This window comes from Variovorax sp. CAN15, assembly GCF_030462475.1.
Classification (GTDB): domain Bacteria; phylum Pseudomonadota; class Gammaproteobacteria; order Burkholderiales; family Burkholderiaceae_C; genus Variovorax.
On record NZ_JASMRZ010000033.1, the window covers coordinates 1 to 21,178 of the forward strand.

The 21,178-nt window shown below is 68.0% G+C and carries 18 protein-coding genes and 1 pseudogene; 10 read left to right on the forward strand and 9 right to left on the reverse strand.

All coding sequences use genetic code 11. The features are described from left to right. The 3 genes and pseudogenes from QMO14_RS19610 to QMO14_RS19620 all read left to right on the forward strand — a co-directional run. Nucleotides 1-1,128: pseudogene (locus QMO14_RS19610) on the forward strand (NAD(P)H-dependent oxidoreductase); the annotation flags it as partial. Between the two features lie 167 nt (nt 1,129-1,295). Further along, nucleotides 1,296-1,667 carry a YciI family protein gene (locus QMO14_RS19615; RefSeq protein WP_301509124.1) on the forward strand — a complete coding sequence of 124 codons (372 nt, stop codon included), beginning with the start codon at nt 1,296-1,298 and terminating at the stop codon, nt 1,665-1,667. A 61-nt stretch (nt 1,668-1,728) separates the two neighbouring features. Beyond that, nucleotides 1,729-2,961, forward strand: coding sequence for an RNA polymerase sigma factor (locus QMO14_RS19620; RefSeq protein WP_301509125.1), 1,233 nt, complete (start codon nt 1,729-1,731; stop codon nt 2,959-2,961). 6 nt (nt 2,962-2,967) lie between these two features. Here QMO14_RS19620 and QMO14_RS19625 read toward each other — a convergent pair whose 3' ends face one another. Then, complete coding sequence (locus tag QMO14_RS19625; RefSeq protein WP_301509182.1) at nt 2,968-3,627, reverse strand: NUDIX domain-containing protein; 660 nt, start codon at nt 3,625-3,627, stop codon at nt 2,968-2,970. A gap of 179 nt (nt 3,628-3,806) precedes the next feature. Here QMO14_RS19625 and QMO14_RS19630 point away from each other — a divergent pair, with 179 nt between their 5' ends. Genes QMO14_RS19630 through QMO14_RS19640 form a run of 3 tightly spaced genes read left to right on the forward strand, consistent with a single transcriptional unit; the run spans nt 3,807 to nt 5,931 of the window. Continuing rightward, the gene (locus QMO14_RS19630) at nt 3,807-4,448 is read left to right on the forward strand and encodes a DUF4291 domain-containing protein (protein ID WP_301509127.1); all 642 of its coding nucleotides are present in this window, start codon (nt 3,807-3,809) and stop codon (nt 4,446-4,448) included. Then, nucleotides 4,445-5,035, forward strand: a complete 591-nt coding sequence (locus tag QMO14_RS19635; RefSeq protein ID WP_301509129.1) for an NADAR family protein — start codon at nt 4,445-4,447, stop codon at nt 5,033-5,035. Before QMO14_RS19630 ends, QMO14_RS19635 begins: the two co-directional genes overlap by 4 nt. Then, a complete protein-coding gene (locus QMO14_RS19640; protein ID WP_301509131.1) occupies nt 5,032-5,931 on the forward strand; it encodes an ADP-ribosylglycohydrolase family protein in 900 nt (299 codons plus the stop codon). Before QMO14_RS19635 ends, QMO14_RS19640 begins: the two co-directional genes overlap by 4 nt. Nucleotides 5,932-5,944: 13 nt before the next feature. On the opposite strand, the gene QMO14_RS19645 is transcribed toward QMO14_RS19640, so the two are convergent. Then, nucleotides 5,945-7,384, reverse strand: coding sequence for a serine hydrolase (locus QMO14_RS19645; protein ID WP_301509132.1), 1,440 nt, complete (start codon nt 7,382-7,384; stop codon nt 5,945-5,947). A gap of 85 nt (nt 7,385-7,469) precedes the next feature. Here QMO14_RS19645 and QMO14_RS19650 point away from each other — a divergent pair, with 85 nt between their 5' ends. The 3 genes from QMO14_RS19650 to QMO14_RS19660 all read left to right on the forward strand — a co-directional run bounded on the left by QMO14_RS19650 (nt 7,470) and on the right by QMO14_RS19660 (nt 11,771). Further along, a complete protein-coding gene (locus tag QMO14_RS19650) occupies nt 7,470-10,079 on the forward strand; it encodes an FtsX-like permease family protein (protein WP_301509133.1) in 2,610 nt (869 codons plus the stop codon). 52 nt (nt 10,080-10,131) lie between these two features. Then, nucleotides 10,132-11,208, forward strand: a complete 1,077-nt coding sequence (locus tag QMO14_RS19655) for a carotenoid 1,2-hydratase (protein WP_301509135.1) — start codon at nt 10,132-10,134, stop codon at nt 11,206-11,208. Nucleotides 11,209-11,306: 98 nt separating this feature from the next. Beyond that, on the forward strand, nt 11,307-11,771 hold the full coding sequence (locus tag QMO14_RS19660) for a hypothetical protein (protein ID WP_301509136.1): 465 nt from the start codon (nt 11,307-11,309) through the stop codon (nt 11,769-11,771). A 72-nt stretch (nt 11,772-11,843) separates the two neighbouring features. On the opposite strand, the gene QMO14_RS19665 is transcribed toward QMO14_RS19660, so the two are convergent. From QMO14_RS19665 to QMO14_RS19690, 6 genes are all read right to left on the reverse strand, one after another. After that, on the reverse strand, nt 11,844-12,830 hold the full coding sequence (locus QMO14_RS19665) for a branched-chain amino acid ABC transporter permease (RefSeq protein WP_301509137.1): 987 nt from the start codon (nt 12,828-12,830) through the stop codon (nt 11,844-11,846). 10 nt (nt 12,831-12,840) lie between these two features. Beyond that, nucleotides 12,841-13,716, reverse strand: a complete 876-nt coding sequence (locus tag QMO14_RS19670; RefSeq protein ID WP_301509138.1) for a branched-chain amino acid ABC transporter permease — start codon at nt 13,714-13,716, stop codon at nt 12,841-12,843. 135 nt (nt 13,717-13,851) lie between these two features. Beyond that, complete coding sequence (locus QMO14_RS19675) at nt 13,852-15,045, reverse strand: ABC transporter substrate-binding protein (RefSeq protein ID WP_301509139.1); 1,194 nt, start codon at nt 15,043-15,045, stop codon at nt 13,852-13,854. Nucleotides 15,046-15,175: 130 nt separating this feature from the next. Continuing rightward, entirely contained in the window at nt 15,176-16,372 is a 1,197-nt protein-coding gene (locus QMO14_RS19680) for an ABC transporter substrate-binding protein (protein ID WP_301509140.1), read from the reverse strand. A gap of 73 nt (nt 16,373-16,445) precedes the next feature. After that, a complete protein-coding gene (locus QMO14_RS19685; RefSeq protein WP_301509141.1) occupies nt 16,446-17,153 on the reverse strand; it encodes an ABC transporter ATP-binding protein in 708 nt (235 codons plus the stop codon). A 1-nt stretch (nt 17,154) separates the two neighbouring features. Beyond that, nucleotides 17,155-17,925 carry an ABC transporter ATP-binding protein gene (locus QMO14_RS19690; protein WP_301509142.1) on the reverse strand — a complete coding sequence of 257 codons (771 nt, stop codon included), beginning with the start codon at nt 17,923-17,925 and terminating at the stop codon, nt 17,155-17,157. Nucleotides 17,926-18,302: 377 nt separating this feature from the next. On the opposite strand from QMO14_RS19690, the gene QMO14_RS19695 reads away from it, so the two are divergent. Further along, nucleotides 18,303-19,502 carry an AGE family epimerase/isomerase gene (locus QMO14_RS19695; protein WP_301509143.1) on the forward strand — a complete coding sequence of 400 codons (1,200 nt, stop codon included), beginning with the start codon at nt 18,303-18,305 and terminating at the stop codon, nt 19,500-19,502. A gap of 76 nt (nt 19,503-19,578) precedes the next feature. On the opposite strand, the gene QMO14_RS19700 is transcribed toward QMO14_RS19695, so the two are convergent. Further along, the gene (locus QMO14_RS19700; RefSeq protein WP_301509144.1) at nt 19,579-21,141 is read right to left on the reverse strand and encodes a DHA2 family efflux MFS transporter permease subunit; all 1,563 of its coding nucleotides are present in this window, start codon (nt 21,139-21,141) and stop codon (nt 19,579-19,581) included. Nucleotides 21,142-21,178 lie beyond the last annotated feature (37 nt).

The following is a 21,178-nucleotide window of genomic DNA, read 5'->3' on the forward strand; positions in this document are numbered from 1 at the left end:
AGCAGGGCACCACCTGGATCACCGACGACTGGCAGGCCGTGACGCGAGCCCTCCATCGACATCGTGGTCGAGTGCACCGGCAACCCCATCGCGGCGGTGGACCACTGCCTGGACGCCTTCGCGCACGGCAAGCACGTGGTGAACGTGACGGTCGAGGCGGACGCCTTCTGCGGCCCGCTGCTCGCGCGCAGGGCGCAGCAGGCCGGCGTGGTCTATTCGCTGGCCTTCGGCGACCAGCCCGCGCTGATCTGCGACCTGGTGGACTGGGCACGCACCTGCGGCTTTCCGGTGGTGGCGGCCGGGCGCGGCCACAAATGGCTGCCGCACTTCACCGAATCGACACCCGAGACGGTGTGGGGCAACTACGGCCTCACGCCCGAGCAGGCGAAGCGCGGCGGGCTCAACCCGAAGATGTTCAACAGCTTCCTCGACGGCTCCAAGCCTTCCATCGAAAGCTCGGCGGTGGCCAACGCCACCGGCCTTGCCGTGCCGTCGGACGGCCTGCTCTACCCGCCCGCGAGCGTGGAAGACATTCCCTTCGTCACCCGGCCGAAGAGCGAAGGCGGCGTGCTGGAGCGCAAGGGCATGGTCGAGGTGATCTCGTCGCTGGAAGCCGACGGGCGGAAGATCCCGTACGACATCCGCATGGGCGTGTGGGTCACGGTCGAAGCCGAGACGGAGTACATCAAGAACTGCTTCGAGGAATACAACGCCCACACCGACCCGAGCGGGCGCTACTTCACTCTCTACAAGCGCTGGCACCTGATCGGGCTCGAAGTGGGCATGTCGGTGGCCAGCGTGGCGCTGCGCGGCGAACCCACGGGCGTGGCCAACTGCTGGAACGCCGACGTGGTCGCCACCGCCAAGCGCGATCTGGCCGCCGGCGAGATGCTCGACGGCGAAGGCGGCTACACCGTCTGGGGCAAGCTGCTGCCTGCCGCGCGCTCGCTGCGCCTGGGCGGCCTGCCGCTGGGGCTGGCGCACAACATCAGGCTGGTGCGCCCGGTGAAAAAGGGCCAGAGCCTGAGCTGGGCCGACGTGGCCATCGACACCACCACCGCCGCCTACAGGCTGCGCAACGAGATGGAAACCCTGTTCGCCCCCGCGGCACAGGCAGAGGCCGCCTGAAGGCGGGCCGAGAACTTTTCGCTTCGGTGCAGCCACCGTTGCACCGGGAGGCTTTCGCGTAAAAAATGTTCTGCTCGGCACGAAGCCCGTGTCGAAATGCTCGCCGGCTGGCCGTCATTGTGGTGAGCGCTCCTGCTCAGCACGCTTTTACTTGACGGAGAGACACCATGCAGTACATGTTGATGTTCTACCAGCCGACGGCCGAATTCGAGCAACGCGAGGACGCATCCGCGCAGGCCTACAGGGCCAGCTGGATCGCGTATGCCGACGCGGTGCGCCAGTCGGGCATCTCGCTCGGCGGCCACGGCCTCTTCCCACCCATGACCGGCACCACGCTGCGGATTCGCGGCGACAGGCGCCAGGTGCAGGACGGCCCCTTCGCCGACACCAAGGAGCAGCTCGGCGGCTATTTCGTGATCGACGTGCCCGACCTCGACGCCGCGCTCGAATGGGCGGCGCGCGCGCCCTGCGCGACCACCGGCGGGGTGGAAGTGCGGCCCGTCTTCGTGGCCACCGCACTGGCCGCCGCAGCGGCATGAGCGCCGCGCCGGGCTCCCTCGGGCAGGCTCGCACCGCCGTGCGAGGCACGAAGGTGCGCCGATGAGCGACCCGGCGGTTCACAGAGCCGCCGAGCGTGCGGCGCGCGAGTCGTATGGCCGGCTGCTGGCCATCCTGTCGGCGCGCACCCACGACATCGCCGCATCGGAAGATGCGCTCGCCGATGCCTTCGCCCGCGCGCTCGAGCGCTGGCCCGCGGACGGCGTCCCGGCCGAACCCGACGCCTGGCTGCTGAGCGTGGCGCGCCACCGCAAGCTCGACGCCTGGCGCCACAGCCGCGTGCAGGACCAGGCGACGCAGACCCTGCTGCTGCTCGCGGGTGAAGTCGACGACGCCGCCGATGGCGCCAGCGCCATCCCCGACGAGCGGCTGCGCCTGCTCTTCGTGTGCGCGCACCCGGCCGTCGATGCCCCCGCGCGTGCGCCGCTCATGCTGCAGACCGTGCTCGGCCTCGACGCGGCGCGCATGGCCGGCGCCTTCCTCACCGCGCCTTCCACCCTCGGCCAGAGGCTGGTTCGCGCCAAGGCCCGCATCCGCGCCGCCGGCATTCCCTTCGAATACCCGCAGGCGCGAGACCTGCCGCAGCGGCTGCAGGACGTGCTCGACGGCATCTACGCCGCCTACGGCACCGGCTGGGACGACGTGGACGGCGCCGACGCCCTTCCCCGCGGCCTCACCACCGAGGCCATCGACCTCTGCCGCATCCTCTGCGGCCTGATGCCCGCCGAGCCCGAACCGCTGGGCCTGCTGGCGCTCATGCTCTTCTGCGAAGCCCGCATGGCCGCGCGGCGCAGCGACACCGGCGCCTACGTGCCGCTCGACCAGCAGGACCCGCTGCGCTGGAACCCTGACCTGCTCGCCGAGGCCGAGCTCTGCCTGCGCCGCGCATCCGAAATGAAGTTGCTCGGCGCCTACCAGCTCGAAGCCGCGATCCAGTCGGCCCACTGCGAACGCCGCGTGGGGGCGCCGGTGCCGCCCGAGGCGCTGGTGTCGCTGTACGAGGGACTGCTGGCGCTGCGGACCAGCATCGGCGCGCAGGTCAGCCTCGCCTGCGCGCTCGCGAACGCGCGCGGTCCGGAAATCGGCCTGCGGGCGCTGGAAGCCATTCCTGCACAGGATGTGGCGAACTACCAGCCGTACTGGGCGGCGCGCGCGCATCTGCTCGCGGCCGGCGGTGCGCGCTCCGCGGCTCGGCAGGCGTTCGACCGTGCCATCGGGCTGAGCTCCAACGCGGCGGTGCGTGCTTATCTGCACGCGATGTCGGACCGGCTTTGAGCCGACCTACTGCTTCGTCGAGTTGAAGGTGCGCGGAAACAGCGCCGCCTGCGAACGGTCGCGCAGCCGGTAACTCATGGCCGGCCGCCCCAGGCTGCCGGTGACCATGCCGGCCTCCTCCATGAATCCGCCATCGAGCATGCGCTTGCGAAAAGCGCTCTTGTCGACCGCCCTGCCCAGCACGATTTCGTAAGTGTGCTGCAGCGCCGGCAGCGTGAATGGTTCCTCCAGCAGGAAGGCCGGTAGCGAGGTGTATTCGACCTTGCTGCGCAGCCGGGCAACGGCCGCATCGAGCAGCTCGCCATGGTCGAAGGCCAGCCGCTTGCGCGAGGCGGCATCGACCCCGAACCACGCCACCTCGGCCGCGTTCGCACCGCTACGCAACTGCATCGCCTGCGCGGGAATCAGCGCGTAGAAGCAATGCGTGGCCGACCAGCCCCGCGGGTCGCGCTGAGCGCCGCCCCAGCTGCCGAGCTGCTCAAGGTAAGGCGTGACCACACCCGTCTTCTCGCGCAGCTTGCGCAGCGCGCAGTCGAGCAGCGTGGCGTCCTCGTCGATGTTCACGAAGCCGCCGGGCAAGGCCCACTTGCCAGGAAAGGGCTCATCGGTGTCGGCGGGCCGCTTCACCAGCAGGACATGAAGGGCGTCATCGAGCACGGTGAACATCACCACGTCGACGGTGACCAGCGGGCGCGGGAAGGTCAGTGGCGGGAATGCGGAAGATGGCGTGTTCACGTAAGAGCTTGACTGCGGGATTATTAGTTGTACTATACAACCCTTGATTAGTTGTACAGGGCAACTCTCATCGAATTACAAGACAAGAACAACAAGGAAAGAAGAACGAAATGAACAACAGCGCTGTCACACCACTACTCACCGAATCGCACCTCGCCCAACGCGCCCGCTGGCCCCGAAGCGGCCAGCACATCCTCGCCCACCACGACGCGAACTCGGTCGTCGTCTACCAGGCCTACCGTCCAGCCATCGGCGAATACGCCATCAGGCACGGACGGCTCGACGGTCCGGACTTCAGCCTTTCGCGGATGAGCCGGATCAAGCCGAACTTCCTCTGGATGATGTATCGCAGCGGCTGGGGTACGAAGGAAGGCCAGGAAGTCGTTCTGGGCCTGCGGCTGCGCCGCGCGTTCTTCGAGCACGTGGTGCGCGAAGCGGTGCCCTCGACCTTCGGTGCAGCCGGCTACCCGAGCCGCGAGGCTTGGCAGGAAGCCGTGGGGCGCTCCGAGGTGCGCCTGCAATGGGACCCGGATCATTCACCGAAGGGTGGCAAGCTCGAACGCCGCGCGATCCAGCTGGGTCTGCGCGGCCGCACACTGGCCGCGTTCGCCCACGAGGAGTTGCTGGAGGTCATCGATATGCGAGCCTTCGTGGCCGCGCAGCGCCCGCTGGCGCAGGACGACAGCCCCGAGCTGCAATTGCCGGTGGAGCATGTGCTCGAAATCGGCTTCGAAAAGGAAAATTCCAAATGACGACGACAACAACAACGAACACCACCACCGTCACGCCTCGCAGCACCCGCGACCTGCCCGCGTACTTCGCGCAGGGCCATCGCCCGGAGTTCCTTCTCTTCTGGGGCCATCAGGCGCCGAAGACCGGCGTGAACAAGAGCTGCTTCAGCCAGTGGTTCGAGGCCGCGTTCAAGGTCGATGGCGTCTCGTACCGCACGGCCGAGCATTTCATGATGGCCGGCAAGGCGCGCCTGTTCGGCGACGACGAGATCTGCGATCGCATCCTCGCCGCGCGCACGCCTGGCGAGGCCAAGAAGTTGGGCCGCGAAATACGCGGCTTCGACGAGGCCGCGTGGGTCGCCGCGCGCCTGGACATCGTGACGCAGGGCAACATCGCCAAGTTCTCGCAGAACGCGGAGCTCGGCGCCTTCCTGCTTGGCACGGGCCACCAGGTGCTGGTGGAGGCCAGCCCGGTCGATCCGATCTGGGGCATCGGGCTTGCCGCGAACAATCCCCTGGCGCAGGACCCGCGCGAATGGAAGGGGCTCAATCTGCTGGGCTACGCGCTGATGGCCGCGCGCGAGGCGCTCAGGCAGCAACAGTCATGAATGCGATCGAGCGCTACCAAGGCTGCCTGCTCGGCCTGGCCTGCGGCGACGCCGTGGGCACCGCGGTCGAGTTCCGCTCGCGCGGAAGCTTCGCCCCAGTCACCGGCATGCACGGCGGCGGCCCCTTCGGGCTGATCGCGGGCGAATGGACCGACGACACGTCGATGGCCCTGCGCCTCGCCGCGAGCCTGATCCACTGCAAAGGCTTCGACGCAGTCGACCAGATGAACCGCTACTGCAACTGGCGCAGCGTGGGCTACATGAGCAGCACCGGCAACTGCTTCGACATCGGCCTGACGGTGTCGGGGGCCCTCACCCGCTACCTGGCTTCGGGCGATCCGTTCGCCGGAGATCCCGATCCGCGCACGGCCGGCAATGGAGCGCTGATGCGGCTCGCGCCGGTGCCGATGTTCTACGCGGCGAGCGCCGAGGCCACCTGGAAGCAGGCCGGCGAAAGCACGCGCACGACGCATGGCGCGCTGGAGGCCATCGAATGCTCTCAGCTCTTCGCATTGCAGCTTCGCGCGGCGCTGCGGGGCGAAAGCAAGGCGGCCATTCTGACGTCCACGCCGCTGGCACCACTGAGCGAGAAGGTTGCGACGCTGGCACGAGGCAGCCATGCATCGAAGCCCGTCGCCCAGATCAAGGGATCGGGCTACTGCGTCGAGTCGCTCGAAGCGGCGCTCTGGTGCTTCGCGAACACTGACTCCTTCGAGCAAGCAGTGCTCGCCGCCACCAACCTGGGCGACGACGCCGACACCACGGCCGCCATCTGCGGCCAGCTGGCGGGCGCCTTCTATGGCGTCGCGGGTATTCCGCAGGACTGGCTCCACAAGCTCGTGATGCGCACGGAAATCGAAGAGATGGCCGGGCAGCTCCTCGCGCTGGCGGGCTGACGAAGCCCGGCGACTACTCAGGCTGCGTGGCAGCCTCCCCCACCCGCCGTGCATCGAGCTGGCTCCCACCCTGCGCCAGCGACACCCCGACCACTGCGTTCGCCGCATCGCGCCTGAACATGACCTGCGCGCCGATGGCAGTCACAGCAAAGCGGTCGTTGCCCGTAGGCGTGAGCGCGTTGTATCCGCGCCCCGTCTCCCGAACCAGCAGCCGGCCGCTGCGCACCGTGAAGTTCAATGACTGGGTCTTCGTCACGCGGTACTCGCCCCTGTATTCGTCGAGCCGCTTCGCATCGATCGGCACTTCCGCGGTCGGCACCGGATATCGGCTCTTGCCGATGGCCAGCATCACCGACTGCATCGGCGCGCGCGCATTGCTGCTGAGCACGATCATCGCCTCGCCGGTGTCGGGCGCGAGCAGCCACAGCGTGCGGTAGCCCCGGGTGACGCCTGCGTGGTAGTAGGTGCGCCGGCCTCCTTCGGGCCCGCGCACCATCACCGCGTAGCCGATCTCGGCGCCCTCGTAGCGCGCCAGCGGGGTGAGCATGCGCGCGGCGGCAGGGCCCAGCGGGCCGGCGGCGCCCGCGAGGATGGCGCGGCTGAAGGTCAGCATGTCGGCGGCCGTGGAGCGCAGCGCGCTGGCTGGCGCGTAGGCCTGCATGTCGAAGAGCGGCTGGCGGCGCTCACCCGAGAAGGCGGGCGCCATGCGCGAGGCCTTGTCGCCGAGTGTGATGACGGTGTCGTTCATGCCCAGCGGCTCGGTGATGCGCGCGCGTACCAGCTCGCCCCACGAGGTGTCGTAGTGCTCGGCCAGCAGCTGGCCGAGCAGCGCCATGCCGAAGTTGCTGTATGCGCCCTCGCAGGGCGGCGCCGCGGCAGTGAGCCTGATACGCGCGAGCGCGGCCCGGAACATGGCCTTGTCGTAGGTATGGAACTGCTCGACGAGCGGCGCGCCGCCGGTCACGCCGTCGGCCATCACCGGCATGCAGCCGGTGTGCGTGACGAGCTGTCGCAGCGTGACCGAGGCCACGGCGGGCGAGAGGCCGTCGACCTTGCCGGCGAGCAGCTCGCCGACGCTGTCGTCCAGCTTCAGGTCGCCGCGCTGCACCGCCTGCGCGAGCAGCAGGCCGGTGAACACCTTGGTGACTGAGCCGATCTCGAACATCGGCTGCTCGGCGCTGGCGGACGCGATGGCGCGGGGTTGCGACAGCGGCTCGGGGTTGTAGGCAGCGCCGTAGGCCGCCTGACCGTTGCGCAGCGTGCCCACCACCAGCGTGCCCCGCTCGGCACCCAGTGCAGCCTTGGCGAGGGCTGCGGGATCGCTTGCCAGCGTCAGAGGCTGTTGCGGCGACGGCGGCTGCAGTTGCGCCAGGGCATTGCCGGCCAGCAGGGGGACGAAAAGCCAGGCGACGAGCCAGCAGCGGTACAGCAAGGCATGGGGCAGGAGCCGCATCGTCGGATTCCTCGGGCGTCGTCGAAAGAGCCGCAATCCTGCCACGCCGGGCGAACACCCCACGCGCCGGGACGACAATGGCCCGATGCGCGCATTGCTCGGCACCTTCTCATGGCAGGAACTCCGCCACCATCCCTGGCGCAACGCGGCCGCGGTGCTGGCCGTGATGCTCGGCGTTGCGCTGGCCTTCTCGGTACAGCTGATCAACGCCTCGGCGCTCGACGAGTTCTCGAGCGCGGTCCGCTCGGTCAACGGCGAGCCCGACCTCGAAGTGCGCGCCGTGCAGGGCGGCTTCGACGAGACCGTGTTCGCGCGGCTCGCGCGACATCCGCGGGTGGCACTGGCGAGCCCGGTGGTCGAGGTCCAAGGCCTCGCATTGGCCGGCGAGCAGCAGGTGCCGATGCGCGTGATCGGCATCGACGCGCTGGCGCTGCCGACCATCGCGCCCGCGCTGATGCCGCAACCCGCGGCGGGCGCCGACCGCTTCGCGCTCTTTGCGCCGGGCCAGGTGTTCCTCAACCTCGCGGCGCGCGATGCGCTGGGGCTGCCCGCGCAGGCACCCGGCGAAGGCAAGGCCGAGACGGTGCGGCTGCGCGGCGGCGACGCCTGGCACAGCCTCGCGGTGGCTGGCCACGTGGCCGCCGGCGGCAAGGCGCTCGCGGTGATGGACATCGCGGCGGCGCAGGAACTCTTCGGCCGCATCGGCCAACTGAGCCGCATCGATCTGAGGCTGGCGCCAGGCACCGACCGGGCGGCCTTCATCGCATCGCTGCAGAAGTCGCCCGACTGGCCCTCGGGCGTGCAGTTCGCCGAGCCCGGCGACGCGGCGCAGCGCGTGAGCAACCTGTCGCGCGCCTACCGCGTGAACCTGACGGTGCTGGCGCTGGTGGCGCTGTTCACGGGGGCCTTCCTGGTGTTCTCGGTGCTGGCGCTCAGCGTGGCCAAACGCGCACAGCAGTTCGCGCTGCTCGGCGTGCTCGGCCTCACGCCGCGCGAACGGCTGCAGCTGGTGCTGGCCGAGTCGCTGGTACTGGGCCTGATCGGAAGCGTGGCCGGCCTCGCGCTGGGCACGGCGCTGGCGGCGTTCGCGCTGCGCGTGCTGGGTGGTGACCTGGGTGGCGGGTACTTCGAGGGCGTGGCGCCCACGCTGCACTGGAGCGCAAGCGCTGCCCTGCTCTACGGCGGGCTCGGCGTGCTGGCCGCGCTGGTCGGCGGCTGGTGGCCCGCGCGCGCGGCGCAATCGCTGCCCGAGGCGCAGACGCTCAAGGGCCTGGGCGCGGCGCCCACGCAGGGCAACAGCCACTGGCTAGCGCTCGGCCTTGTCGCGCTGGGCGCGGTGCTGTCCAACCTGCCGGCCATCGGCGGCATTCCGGTGGCGGCGTATCTCTCGGTGGCCTGCCTGCTGGTGGGCGGCATCACCGCCCTGCCCTGGCTGATCGCGCTGCTGTACGACCGCGTGGCGCCGCTCTTCTCGCGGCGCGTGCTGCCGATGCTGGCGGTGGAGCGCGCCCGACGCATGCGCGGCACGGCGGCGGTGGCGGTCAGCGGCGTGGTCGCGAGCCTGAGCCTTGCGGTCGCGCTCACGGTAATGGTCGCGAGCTTCCGCGACTCGGTCACGCACTGGCTGGACGTGGTGCTGCCGGCCGACCTGTACGTGCGAGCCACTTCGGGCGGACGCGGGGGCAACAGCGGCGGCGGCAGCAGCACCGACACCGCCACCTTCGCGCCGGCCTTCGTGCAGTCGCTGGCGCAGCTGCCCGGTGTGGCGCGCACCGGCACGCTGCGCACGCAGCCGCTGCAGCTCGATGCAGCGCGGCCGGCGGTGACGCTGATCGCGCGCAGCCTCGAAGGCGGGGCCGCGCAATCACTGCCGCTGGTGGGGAGCGCGCTGCCGGTGCCCGCAGGGCAGGTCGGCATCTACGTGAGCGAGCCGATGGTGGAGCTCTACGGCGCGAAGCCGGGCACGGTGTTCGCGCCGCTGTCGGCTGCCATGGGCAAGGCCCAGGCCTCGTTCTTCGTGGCGGGCGTGTGGCGCGACTACGCGCGGCAGTTCGGCGCCATCGCCATGGACGCGCGCGACTTCGAGCGCATCACCGGCGAGCGCAACGTGAGCGACGTGGCGCTGTGGCTCGCGCCCGGCGCGTCGGAAAGCGCGGTGCAGGCGGCGGTGCGCGAACTGGCCGCGCGCCAGGCCGGCCAGCGTGGCCAGGGCGATTCGTACGCCGGCTCCGTCGAGATAGCCTCGGTGGGGCAGATCCGCGCGACCTCGCTGCGCATCTTCGACCGCAGCTTCGCCGTCACCTACTGGCTGCAGGCCGTGGCCATCGCCATCGGCCTCTTCGGCATCGCCGCCAGCTTCAGCGCGCAGGTGCTGGCGCGGCGCAAGGAATTCGGCTTGCTCGCGCACCTGGGCTTCACGCGCCGGCAGGTGCTCGCGGTGGTAGCCGGCGAAGGCGCGGCGTGGACGGCCATCGGCGCCGTCGCCGGGCTGGGCCTGGGGCTGGCCGTGTCGGTGGTGCTCGTGAAGGTGGTGAACCCGCAGAGCTTCCACTGGAGCATGGACCTGCTGGTGCCATGGGAGCGGCTGCTGGCGCTGTGCGCTGCGGTGGTCGCCGCCGGCACCATCACGGCCTGGATGGCGGGCCGCGCCGCCGCCGGCAAGGACGTGGTGCTGGCGGTGAAGGAAGACTGGTAGGCCCACGCCTGCCCCCACGCTCCGCAAGGCTCGATTCGTAGACTGGCACACCATGCAGCAAGCACCCTCCTCCTTCTCCCTTTCGCGCCGGAACCTGCTGCTTGCCGCGCTCGCATCGGGGCCCTTGGCCGCATGGGCACTGCCCGAACGCCGCCTCGAGTTCCCGCGCGACTTCGGCAGCCATCCCGACCTCCGTACCGAGTGGTGGTACATCACCGGCCACGCGAAGACATCCACCGGGCGCGAGTTCGGCTTCCAGGTCACCTTCTTCCGCTCGCGGGTGGACGCCGCGATGGGCATGCGCTCGGCCTTCGCGGCGAAGCACCTGGTGTTCGCGCACGCGGCCGTCACCGATCTCGAAGGCCGCGTGCTGCTGCACGACCAGCGCATCGCGCGCGCGGGCTTCGGCGTGGCCGAGGCCTCGGCGAATGACACCGACGTGCGCATCCGCGACTGGGCGCTGGCCCGGGAGAACGGCATCTATGTGGCGCGCATTCCGGCGGGAGAATTCACGCTCGACCTGCGCTTCACGCCCACGCAGCCTGTGCTGCTGCAAGGCAAGGCAGGGCTCTCGCGCAAAGGGCCCGAGGAGTCGCAGGCGAGCTATTACTACAGCGAGCCGCAGCTCAAGGCACAGGGCAAGCTCACGCTGAAGAACCAGGCCTTCGACATCGCGGGCACCGCATGGCTGGACCACGAATGGAGCGAGGCGCTTATGCATCCCGAGGCCGTGGGCTGGGACTGGATCGGCATGAACCTCGACGACGGCAGCGCCCTCACCGCCTTCCACCTGCGGCGCAGCGACGGCAGCGCGCTGTGGGCCGGCGGCTCATACCGGCAGCGCGACGGCACTGCCCGCATCTTCAAAAGCGACGAAGTGCGCTTCGAAAGCCTCAAGACCTGGGACAGCCCACGGACGCAGGCGAAGTACCCGACGCGGTGGCGTGTACAGACGCCCGCCGGCAGCTTCGAGGTGCGCGCCCTGCTCGACGACCAGGAGCTGGACAGCCGCGGCTCGACCGGCGGCGTGTACTGGGAGGGCGTGAGCGACCTGCTCGATGCGCAGGGGCGGCGATTGGGACGCGGCTACCTCGAGATGACCGGATACGCGGCGCCGTTGAAGCTGTAACTGTTGTAGCCACGGACAAAGGACGACAACCGAACGCCTCCTACGCGCGTTGGGAAAATTTCCCATAAATAATCATCCCGATGCAGAGGAACCCCACCATGAAAACCCGAATCGCAATGCTGGCCGCGGCCGGCGCGCTCTCCATCCTGGCGAGCCCCCTGGCCGCCAACGCGCAGGTCTCGGTCAACATCAACGTGCCCGGCCTGGTGATGACGGCCCCGCCCCCGCCGCGCTACGAACCCCTGCCGCCGCCGCGCGGCGGCTTCGTCTGGGTGCCGGGCCGCTGGGTCTGGGACGGCCGTGCCTACGGATGGCGCCCGGGTGGCTGGCAACCCGAGCGCGCGGGCTATGTCTATGCCCCGGGCCGGTGGATCGAGGACCGCGGCGGCTGGCGCTGGACCGAAGGCGACTGGCGCCGCGAGGCCCGCCGTGAAGCGCGCCGCGAACGCGAGTGGGAAGAAGACCGCCGCCATGACCGCTACGAGCGCGATCACCGGCACGGCCACGATCGCGACCGCGGCGACTTCTGCCCGCCCGGCCAGGCGAAGAAGGGCAATTGCTGAGGCGCTGAATTACGGCGCCGCAAGCAGGAAGGGAGCCGAAGAGGCTCCCTTTTTCATTTGTCCGCGCCTGTGCTACTTCGCCCGTCGCCGGTCGATGAACGCGATGATCTCGCCCATGATCCCCTTGCGGAACGCCAGCACGCAGATCACGAAGATGAGGCCCGTGACCATGGTCACCGATTCACCCAGCGTGTTGAACCAGTCGACGGTGGTGATGCGCGCGAGGAAGTTGCCGAGTTCGCCGATCTTGTTCTCCAGCAGCACCACCACGGCCGAGCCCACCAGCGGGCCCGAGATCGTGCCAAGGCCGCCCACCAGCGTCATCAGGATGACCTGGCCCGAGGCGGTCCAGTGCACGTCCGACAGCGTGGCGAAGCCCAGCACCAGCGTCTTGAGCGAACCGGCCAGGCCCGACAGCGCGGCCGAGATCACGAATGCCAGCAGCTTGAAGCGGCTCACGTCGTAGCCCAGCGAGAGCGCGCGCGGCTCGTTCTCCTTGATGCCCTTGAGCACCTGCCCGAAGGGCGAGTGGATGGTGCGCACGATCAGCAGGAAGGCCGCGACCACGATGACCAGCGCCACGTAGTACATGGTGAGGTCGTTCGACAGGTCGATCACGCCGAAGAGCTTGCCGCGCGGCACGCCCTGCAGGCCGTCTTCGCCGCCCGTGAACTTGGCCTGCAGCGCGACGAAGAACATCATCTGCGCGAGCGCCAGCGTGATCATCGCGAAGTAGATGCCCTGCCGACGGATCGCCAGCACGCCGAAGAGCCAGCCGAGGGCAGCGCCGGTGAGCGTGCCCGCGATCAGCCCCAGTTCGGGCGTCAGGCCCCAGACCTTCATCGCATGGCCCGCAACGTACGCGGAGCCGCCGAGGAACGCCGCGTGTCCGAAAGACAGCAGGCCGGTGAACCCCAGCAGCAGGTTGAAGGCCGCGGCAAACAGCGCGAAGCACATGAGCTTCATCACGAACACCGGGTAGGCGCCGAAGAACGGTGCCAGCACCAGCGCGAGCAGCAGCAGCGCGTAGACGACGGTGGATATCTTTTTCATGTTCATGCCGTCCGCCTCATTTCTCTTTGCCGAACAGGCCGGCGGGGCGAATCAACAGCACGATGACCATGATCACGAACACAACCGTGGAAGAAGCTTCCGGATAGAAGACCTTGGTGAACCCCTCGATCACGCCGAGGCCCAGGCCGGTGAGGATGGCGCCCATGATCGAGCCCATGCCGCCGATCACGACCACGGCGAACACCACGATGATGAGGTTCTGCCCCATCAGCGGCGACACCTGGATGACGGGCGCCGCAAGCACGCCGGCGAAGGCCGCCAGCCCGGCGCCGAAGGCGTAGGTCAGCGTGATCATCAGCGGCACGTTGACGCCGAAGGCTTCGACCAGGCGCGGGTTCTCGGTGCCGGCGCGCAGGTAGGCGCCCAGGCGGGTCTTCTCGATCACGTACCAGGTGGCGAAGCACACCACCAGCGACGCCACGACCACCCAGGCGCGGTAGTTGGGCAGCACCATGAAGCCAAGGTCGGTGGCGCTCGACAGCGCATCGGGCGCGTCGTAGGGCAGGCCCGAGACGCCGTAGATCGAGCGGAACACGCCCTCGATCAGCAGCGTGAGGCCCAGCGTGAGCAGCAGGCCGTAGAGGTGGTCGAGCTTGTAGATCCAGCGCAGGAGCAGCCGTTCGATGAGCACGCCGAAGATGCCGATGACGACGGGCGCGCCGATCAGCATCACCCAGTAGTTGATGCCGAAATACTCCATGGCCATCCACGTCAGGACGGCGCCGAGCATGAACAGCGCGCCGTGCGCGAAGTTGATGACGTTGAGCAGGCCGAAGATCACCGCCAGCCCGAGGCTCAGGATGGCGTAGAAAGAGCCGTTGACCAGCCCCAGCAGGAGCTGGCTCAACAAGCCGGGTAGGGAAATGTTCATAGAAAGTTCAGGACACCACTGGCCGTTTCTTCTTTTTCGCAGGGGCCGCCGCGCACGGCCGCCCGAAACGGTCGGCCCGCGCCCCTTGCAACGAGGGGTTGGCGAAGCGGCACGCAGTGCGCGCAGCCTGGGGGATTACTTCCACAACGCGCACTTGCTTTCTGCCTTCGTGGTGAAGACCTCGTCGCCCTTGAGCTTCTGGACCACCTTGTAGTAGTCCCACGGCTGCTTCGACTCGGCCGGCGACTTCACCTGCACCAGGTACATGTCGTGCACGAAGCGGCCGTCGGCACGGATGTTGCCCTTTGCGTAGAAGTCATCGATGGGGGTGGACTTGAGGGTTGCCATCACTTTGTCGGCGTCGACCGTCTTGGCGGCCTGCACGGCCTTCAGGTAGGTCATGGTGGCCGAGTAGTCGGCCGCCTGGATGTCGGTTGGCATGCGCTTGGTCTTCTCGAAGAAGCGCTTGCCGAAGGCGCGCGTCTTGTCGTCGAGGTTCCAGTCCCAGCTGGTGGTCAGCAGCAGGCCTTCGGTGTTCTTCAGGCCCAGGCTGTGCACGTCGGTCACGAACACCAGCAGGCCGACCATCTTCATGGTCTTGGTGATGCCGAACTCGCGTGCCGCCTTGATCGCGTTCTGCGTGTCGCCGCCTGCGTTCGCGAGCGCCAGCACCTGCGCCTTGGAGTTCTGCGCCTGCAGCAGGAACGATGAGAAGTCGGAGGTGTTCAGCGGATGCTTCACGCTGCCCACCACCGTGCCGCCCTTCTCTTTCACGACCTTGGAGGCATCGGCCTCCAGCGCCTGGCCGAAGGCGTAGTCGGCCGTGAGGAAATACCAGCTCTTGTCGCCGCGCGCAATCACCGCGCTGCCCGTGCCCTTGGCCAGCGCCACGGTGTCGTAGGCGTAGTGCACGGTGTAGGGGCTGCACTGCTCGTTGGTGAGCGCCGAGCTGCCCGCGCCGTTCACGACGAATACGCGCTTCTTCTCCTGCGCCACCTTGGCCATGGCCAGGGCGGTGCCCGAGCTGGTGCCGCCGAACAGCATCGTCAGGCCCTGCGTGTCGATCCATTCGCGCGCCTTGGAGGCGGCGATGTCGGCCTTGTTCTGGTGGTCGGCCTGCAGCAGCTCGATGGGCATGCCGTTGACCTTGCCGCCGAAGTCGTAGATGGCCATCTGGATCGCAAGCGCGCCGTTCTTGCCCTCCACGTCCGCGTAGAGGCTCGACATGTCGGTGATGAAGCCGATCTTGACCTTGTCCTGGGCCTGTGCGGCGCCTGCGGCGAGCGCTATGGCAAGGGACAGACTGGAGAGCGCGAACGTCTTTTTCATGGTCAAAAACTCCTGATAGGCGAACAGAAAGTCGTGGGGGCCGCCGCGCACGGCCGCCCGAAGCGGCCGGCCCGCCCCCGGAAGGGGGATGGCGAAGCGACACGAAGTGCGCGCAGCCTGGGGGCGAGCATCACTTCCAGAGGGCGCACTTCGTCTCGGCCTTGGTCGTGAAGACCTGGTCGCCCGGCAGCGTCTTCAGCACCTTCAGGTAGTCCCAGGGCTTCTTCGATTCGGCGGGCGACTTCACTTCCACCAGGTACATGTCGTGAATGAAGCTGCCGTCGGCGCGAATCTGGCCCTTGCCGTAGAAGTCGTCGATCTTCATGCTCTTGAGCTGCGCCATCACCTTGTCGGAGTCGGTGGTCTTGGCGGCGGTCACGGCCTTCAGATAGGTCATGGTGGCCGAGTAGTCGGCCGCCTGGATGTCGGTGGGCATGCGCTTGGTCTTCTCGAAGAAGCGGTTGGCGAACTTGCGCGATTGGTCGTTCAGGTCCCAGTACCAGCTGGTGGTATGCAGCAGGCCTTCGGTGTTCTTCAGGCCAAGGCTGTGGATGTCGCTCAAAAAGACCAGCAAGCCCGCGATCTTCATGGTCTTGTTGATGCCGAATTCCTTGGCTGCCTTGATCGAGTTGATGGTGTCGCCGCCCGCATTGGCCAGGCCCAGGATCTGCGCCTTGGAGTTCTGCGCCTGCAGCAGGAACGAGGAGAAGTCCGATGCGTTCAGCGGATGGCGCACGGCGCCCACCACGGTGCCACCCTTCTCCTTCACCACCTTGGTGGTGTCGGCTTCGAGCGCATGGCCGAAGGCGTAGTCGGCCGTCAGGAAGAACCAGCTCTTGCCGCCGCGGTCGACCACCGCCGCACCGGTGCCCTTGGCCAGGGCCACGGTGTCGTACGCGTAGTGCACGGTGTAGGGGCTGCACTGCTCGTTGGTGAGCACCGAGCTGCCCGCGCCGTTGTTGAAGTACACGCGCTTCTTCTCTTCGGCCACCTTGGCGGTGGCCAGCGCCGTGCCCGAGTTGGTGCCGCCGAAGATCATGGTGACGCCGGCCGTGTCGACCCATTCGCGGGCCTTGGAGGCGGCGATGTCGGCCTTGTTCTGGTGGTCCGCGACCAGCAGCTCGATGGGCTGGCCCAGCGCCTTGCCGCCGAAGTCGTCGATGGCCATCTGGATGGCGGTGGCGCCGCCCTTGCCTTCGAGGTCGGCGTACAGGCTCGACATGTCGGTGACGAAGCCGATCTTCACTTTTTCCTGCGCCTGCGCGGCGCCCGCGCTCATTGCGAGGATGCCGATGGCGGTGGCGATGAGGCCGAGTTTCTTGTTCATGGCGTTGTCTCCTGGAGGAATCTTTGTGGGACGGAAGAAAAGTCTTGTGGACGGAATCGGCTGGCTGCTTCTCTCAGACGCCGAGCAGCTCGGTGAGCACGGGCATCTTGGATTCGAGTTCGGCCGCGCCGAACTTCAGGGCGATGCGGCCGTGCTCCATCACGTAGAAGCGGTCGGCCAGCGGCGCGGCGAAGCGGAAGTTCTGCTCCACCATCACGATGGTGTAGCCCTTGGCGCGCAGCGTGGTGATCATGCGGGCCAGCGCCTGCACGATGACCGGCGCGAGGCCTTCGGAAATCTCGTCGAGCAGCAGCAGCTTGGCGCCGGTGCGCAGGATGCGCGCCACGGCCAGCATCTGCTGCTCGCCGCCCGACAGGCGCGTGCCCTGGCTGTGGCGGCGCTCGGCGAGGTTGGGGAACATGGCGTAGATCTCTTCGACCGACATGCCCTGCCCCGCGCCCTTGAGCTCGGGCGGCAGCATCAGGTTCTCCTCGCACGAGAGGCTGGCGAAGATGCCGCGTTCTTCCGGGCAATAGCCGATGCCGAGGTGCGCGATGCGATGCGTCGGCATGCCGATGGTCTCTTTGCCGTTGACCTCGATACTGCCCTTGCGTGCACCCGTGAGCCCCATGATGGCGCGCAGCGTGGTGGTGCGGCCCGCGCCGTTGCGGCCCAGCAGCGTGACGACCTCGCCCGGCTGCACGACCATGTCGACGCCGTGCAGCACGTGCGATTCGCCGTACCAGGCTTGCAGGCCCTTGATTTCGAGTGCGGCGGTCATGTCAGTGGGCCCCTTGCAACTGGCCGTCAGTGGTGCCCATGTAGGCTTCCATGACCTGGGGATTCGCGGAGACTTCGGCGTAAGGGCCTTCGGCCAGCACGGCGCCGCGCTGCAGCACGGTGATGGTGTCGGCGATGGTCGAGACCACGCTCATGTTGTGCTCGACCATCAGGATGGTGCGGCCGGCCGACACGCGCTTGATGAGTTCGGCCACGCGGTGCACGTCTTCGTGGCCCATGCCCTGCGTGGGCTCGTCCAGCAGCATGAGTTCGGGCTCCATGGCCAGCGTGGTCGCGATCTCCAGCGCGCGCTTGCGGCCGTAGGGCAGGTTCACGGTCTGTTCGTCGGCGAGCTCCTCGAGGCCGACTTCGGCCAGCAGCTCGCGCGCCCTGGCATCCAGCGGCTTGAGCGACTTCTCGCTCTTCCAGAAGTGGTAGGAGGTGCCCAGCCTGCGCTGCAGGCCCAGGCGCACGTTCTCCAGCAGCGTGAGGTGCGGAAACACGGCCGAGATCTGGAAGGATCGGATGATGCCGCGGCGCGCGATCTGCGCGGGGCGCTCGCGCGTGATGTCCTGTCCGTTGAACAGGATCGTGCCGGTGGTCGGCTCGAGGAACTTGGTGAGCAGGTTGAAGCAGGTCGTCTTGCCTGCGCCGTTCGGGCCGATGAGCGCGTGGATGGAGCCGCGCACCACGGACAGGTTGACCTTGCTGACCGCGGTGAACCCCTTGAATTCCTTGGTGAGCTGGCGTGTTTCGAGGATGACGTCGCTCATCTCGCGAGGTCGCCCGGGTTCGTGAAAAGAATGTGGGTCATGCGGTCCGTCTCAATGCGCCACCATCGAGCGCGGACCGATTGTTCGTGGGTGACTCCGGCTTGCATACTGGGGCAAATGCCTATGCTGCAGTGCAACCATCGCAAGGCTCCGGCGGCTTTCTTCCGCACGACTGTCGCCTCGACGACAAAGCGCGCTCCGGCGCATGGCCAAGCCCGCCCGCTTGTTGCGCAGGCAGCGCCGACTTGCGTCGGGGAAAGCACAGCGCGCCGCTTCGGCGGCCCCAACCTAAACTGCCACTGGACTCATCACGCCGAAGGCCGCGCCGGCAAGCGCCGGGCATGCCCGCTGCCACGGGAACAACGACATCGCCGCACATGCCCAACCTCCGCTCTCCCGACTTCCTCACCGATCACATCCTGCGCACGCTGGCCTTCTACGAAACGCGCAACCTCGACGCAACGGGTGGCTTCTTCCATTTCTTCAAGGACGACGGCACGGTGTACGACCAGCGCACCCGCCACCTGGTGAGCAGCACGCGCTTCGTGTTCAACCACGCGACGGCGTACCGGCGCTTCGGCAGGCCCGCCGACCTCGCGGCCGCGCGGCACGGCCTCGCCTTCATCGAGCGTGCCCACAGGCAGCAGGATGGCGGCTATGCCTGGCAGATCGACTGGCACGAGCGGCGCGCCACGGTGCAGGACGGCACCAACCGCTGCTACGGCCTGGACTTCGTGCTGCTCGCGCACGCGCATGCGCTCATGGCCGGCATCGAGGAGGCGCATGCGGGGCTGGAGCACACCTGGGGGCTGATGGAGAAGCATTTCTGGGAGCCTCGGCATCAGCTGTATGCCGACGAGGCCACGATCGACTGGCGCGTAGGACCCTACCGCGGGCAGAACGCCAACATGCACGCCTGCGAGGCGCTGATGGCTGCCTTCGAGGCCACGCAGGAATCGCACTACCTCGATCGCGCGCTGGCGGTGGCCGAGTCGGTGACCGGCCGGCTGGCATCGCTGGCCGACGGGCTCGTATGGGAGCACTACCGCGAGGACTGGTCGGTCGACTGGGATTTCAACCGCGGCAACAAGACCGACATCTTCAAGCCCTGGGGCTTCCAGACAGGCCACCTGACGGAATGGGCCAAGCTGCTGCTGCAGCTCGAAGGCCACATGGCCTCGCAGGACCGCAAAGCCGACTGGGCGCTGCCCCGCGCGCGCCACTTCTTCGACACCGCCATGTTCCGCGGCTGGGACGCGGACAACGGCGGGCTGGTCTACGGGTTCGGCCCCGACGGCGAGGTGTGCGACGGCGACAAGTATTTCTGGGTGCAGGCCGAGAGCTTCGCCGCCGCCGCCCTGCTCGCGGTGCGCACCGGCGAGGCCGGCTACTGGGACTGGTACGACAGCATCTGGGCCTACAGCTGGGAGCACTTCGTCGACCACAGGCACGGCGCCTGGTACCGCATCCTCACGCCGGCGAACGGGAAGATCAGCGACGAGAAAAGTCCTGCAGGCAAGACCGACTATCACACGATGGGCGCCTGCTACGACGTGCTCAAGGCACTGGGCAAGTAGAAGCGACAGGCGCAGCAGAAATGGAAACCCCCAGGCTCCTTGCGGAGGCTGGGGGTTGCGAGGGAGTCGGACTCGGTCAGTGCGCGCCTGCGGCAGCATCGCCGCCTGCCCCGCCCTTCTGCGGCTTTGCCAGCCACACCAGCGGAATCAGCAACAGGAACAGGACCGCCGACGCATAGAAGATGTCGTTGGTCGCCAGCATGTAGGACTGCTGGTCGACGAGGCGGTTGATCTGCCCCAGCACCTGGTCGGTGCTGAAGCCGCTGGCGTTGAGCCCGGCCATCGCGCTCGTGGCTGCATTGTTGCCCTGGTTGATGGTTTCGGCCAGCTGGGCGTGGTGCAGCGTCGCGCGGTTGTCCCACAGCGTGGTCGTGATCGAGGTGCCCATCGCGCCCGCGGTGATGCGCAGGAAGTTCGACAGGCCCGACGCGGCCGGGATGCGCTCGGGCGTGAGGCCCGACAGCGTGATCGTCACCAGCGGGATGAAGAAGAACGCCATCGCGATGCCCTGGATCACCGTCGGGATGATGATCGTCACGAAGTCGGCCTGCGTGTTGAAGTTCGACCGCATCCACAGCACCAGCGCGAACACCAGGAACGAGAAGGTCGCGTAGCGGCGCGGGTCGATCTTGGCCACCGTGAGGCCCACCACCGGCGAGAAGAAGATGGCCAGCAGTCCCACGGGCGCCATGATCATCCCCGCCTGCGTGGCGGTGTAGCCCATCCACTGCTGCAGCCACAGCGGCAGCAGCACCACGTTGCCGAAGAACAGGCCGTAGGCCACGGCTGTCGCCACGGCGCCCGACCAGAAGTTGCGGCGCTTGAAGAGCGACAGGTCGACCACCGGGTGCTTGTCGGTCAGCTCCCAGACGAGGAAGAAGGCGAAGCCGACCACGGACACCACCGCCAGCGTGACGATCTGCGCCGAGTGGAACCAGTCGAGTTCCTTGCCCTTGTCGAGCATGAGCTGCAGCGAGCCCACCCACAGCACCAGCAGCGCGAGGCCGATGGCGTCGATGGGCACCTTGTGCGTGGCGCTCTCGCGCTTGTGGTACAGCGCCCAGGTGATGGCGGCCGCGACGATGCCCACCGGGATGTTGATGTAGAAGATCCAAGGCCACGAGATGTTGTCGGTGATCCAGCCACCCAGCAGCGGCCCCATCACCGGCGCGACCAGCGTGGTCATGGACCACATGGCCATTGCCAGGCCCGCCTTGGCGCGCGGATAGCTCGACAGCAGCAGCGCCTGCGACAGCGGGATCATCGGCCCCGCGACGAAGCCCTGCAGCGCGCGGAAGGCGATCAGCGTCGTCATGTTCGGCGCCAGGCCGCACAGCAGCGAGCTGATCATGAACAGGATCACGCTGGCCATGAACAGGCGCACCTGTCCGAAGCGCTGCGTCATGAAGCCCGTGAGCGGCACCGCGATGGCATTGGCCACCGCGAAGCTGGTGATGACCCAGGTGCCCTGCGTGGTGCTCACGCCCAGGTCGCCCGAGATGGCGGGCAGCGACACGTTCGCGATCGACGAATCGAGCACGTTCATGAAGGTTGCCGCGGAAAGCGCAACCGTGCCCCAGACGCGGGCTGCGCCCTCGAGCGGCGGATGCGCAACGTATGCAGGAGCAGCGGTGGCCATGGGGCGGGCTGTTTACCTGGACTGAAGAAAGGTCCGG

Excerpts from the sequence above, each read along its gene's own strand:
- QMO14_RS19630 (WP_301509127.1), top strand. The coding sequence starts at position 3,807 with ATGAACAACAGCGCTGTCACACCACTACTCACCGAATCGCACCTCGCC.
- QMO14_RS19655 (WP_301509135.1), top strand. The coding sequence starts at position 10,132 with ATGCAGCAAGCACCCTCCTCCTTCTCCCTTTCGCGCCGGAACCTGCTG.
- QMO14_RS19645 (WP_301509132.1), bottom strand. The coding sequence starts at position 7,384 with ATGCGGCTCCTGCCCCATGCCTTGCTGTACCGCTGCTGGCTCGTCGCC.
- QMO14_RS19675 (WP_301509139.1), bottom strand. The coding sequence starts at position 15,045 with ATGAAAAAGACGTTCGCGCTCTCCAGTCTGTCCCTTGCCATAGCGCTC.
- QMO14_RS19625 (WP_301509182.1), bottom strand. The coding sequence starts at position 3,627 with ATGTTCACCGTGCTCGATGACGCCCTTCATGTCCTGCTGGTGAAGCGG.
- QMO14_RS19690 (WP_301509142.1), bottom strand. The coding sequence starts at position 17,925 with ATGAGCGACGTCATCCTCGAAACACGCCAGCTCACCAAGGAATTCAAG.
- QMO14_RS19660 (WP_301509136.1), top strand. The coding sequence starts at position 11,307 with ATGAAAACCCGAATCGCAATGCTGGCCGCGGCCGGCGCGCTCTCCATC.
- QMO14_RS19685 (WP_301509141.1), bottom strand. The coding sequence starts at position 17,153 with ATGACCGCCGCACTCGAAATCAAGGGCCTGCAAGCCTGGTACGGCGAA.
- QMO14_RS19635 (WP_301509129.1), top strand. The coding sequence starts at position 4,445 with ATGACGACGACAACAACAACGAACACCACCACCGTCACGCCTCGCAGC.
- QMO14_RS19640 (WP_301509131.1), top strand. The coding sequence starts at position 5,032 with ATGAATGCGATCGAGCGCTACCAAGGCTGCCTGCTCGGCCTGGCCTGC.
- QMO14_RS19695 (WP_301509143.1), top strand. The coding sequence starts at position 18,303 with ATGCCCAACCTCCGCTCTCCCGACTTCCTCACCGATCACATCCTGCGC.
- QMO14_RS19665 (WP_301509137.1), bottom strand. The coding sequence starts at position 12,830 with ATGAACATGAAAAAGATATCCACCGTCGTCTACGCGCTGCTGCTGCTC.
- QMO14_RS19620 (WP_301509125.1), top strand. The coding sequence starts at position 1,729 with ATGAGCGACCCGGCGGTTCACAGAGCCGCCGAGCGTGCGGCGCGCGAG.
- QMO14_RS19615 (WP_301509124.1), top strand. The coding sequence starts at position 1,296 with ATGCAGTACATGTTGATGTTCTACCAGCCGACGGCCGAATTCGAGCAA.
- QMO14_RS19700 (WP_301509144.1), bottom strand. The coding sequence starts at position 21,141 with ATGGCCACCGCTGCTCCTGCATACGTTGCGCATCCGCCGCTCGAGGGC.
- QMO14_RS19680 (WP_301509140.1), bottom strand. The coding sequence starts at position 16,372 with ATGAACAAGAAACTCGGCCTCATCGCCACCGCCATCGGCATCCTCGCA.
- QMO14_RS19670 (WP_301509138.1), bottom strand. The coding sequence starts at position 13,716 with ATGAACATTTCCCTACCCGGCTTGTTGAGCCAGCTCCTGCTGGGGCTG.
- QMO14_RS19650 (WP_301509133.1), top strand. The coding sequence starts at position 7,470 with ATGCGCGCATTGCTCGGCACCTTCTCATGGCAGGAACTCCGCCACCAT.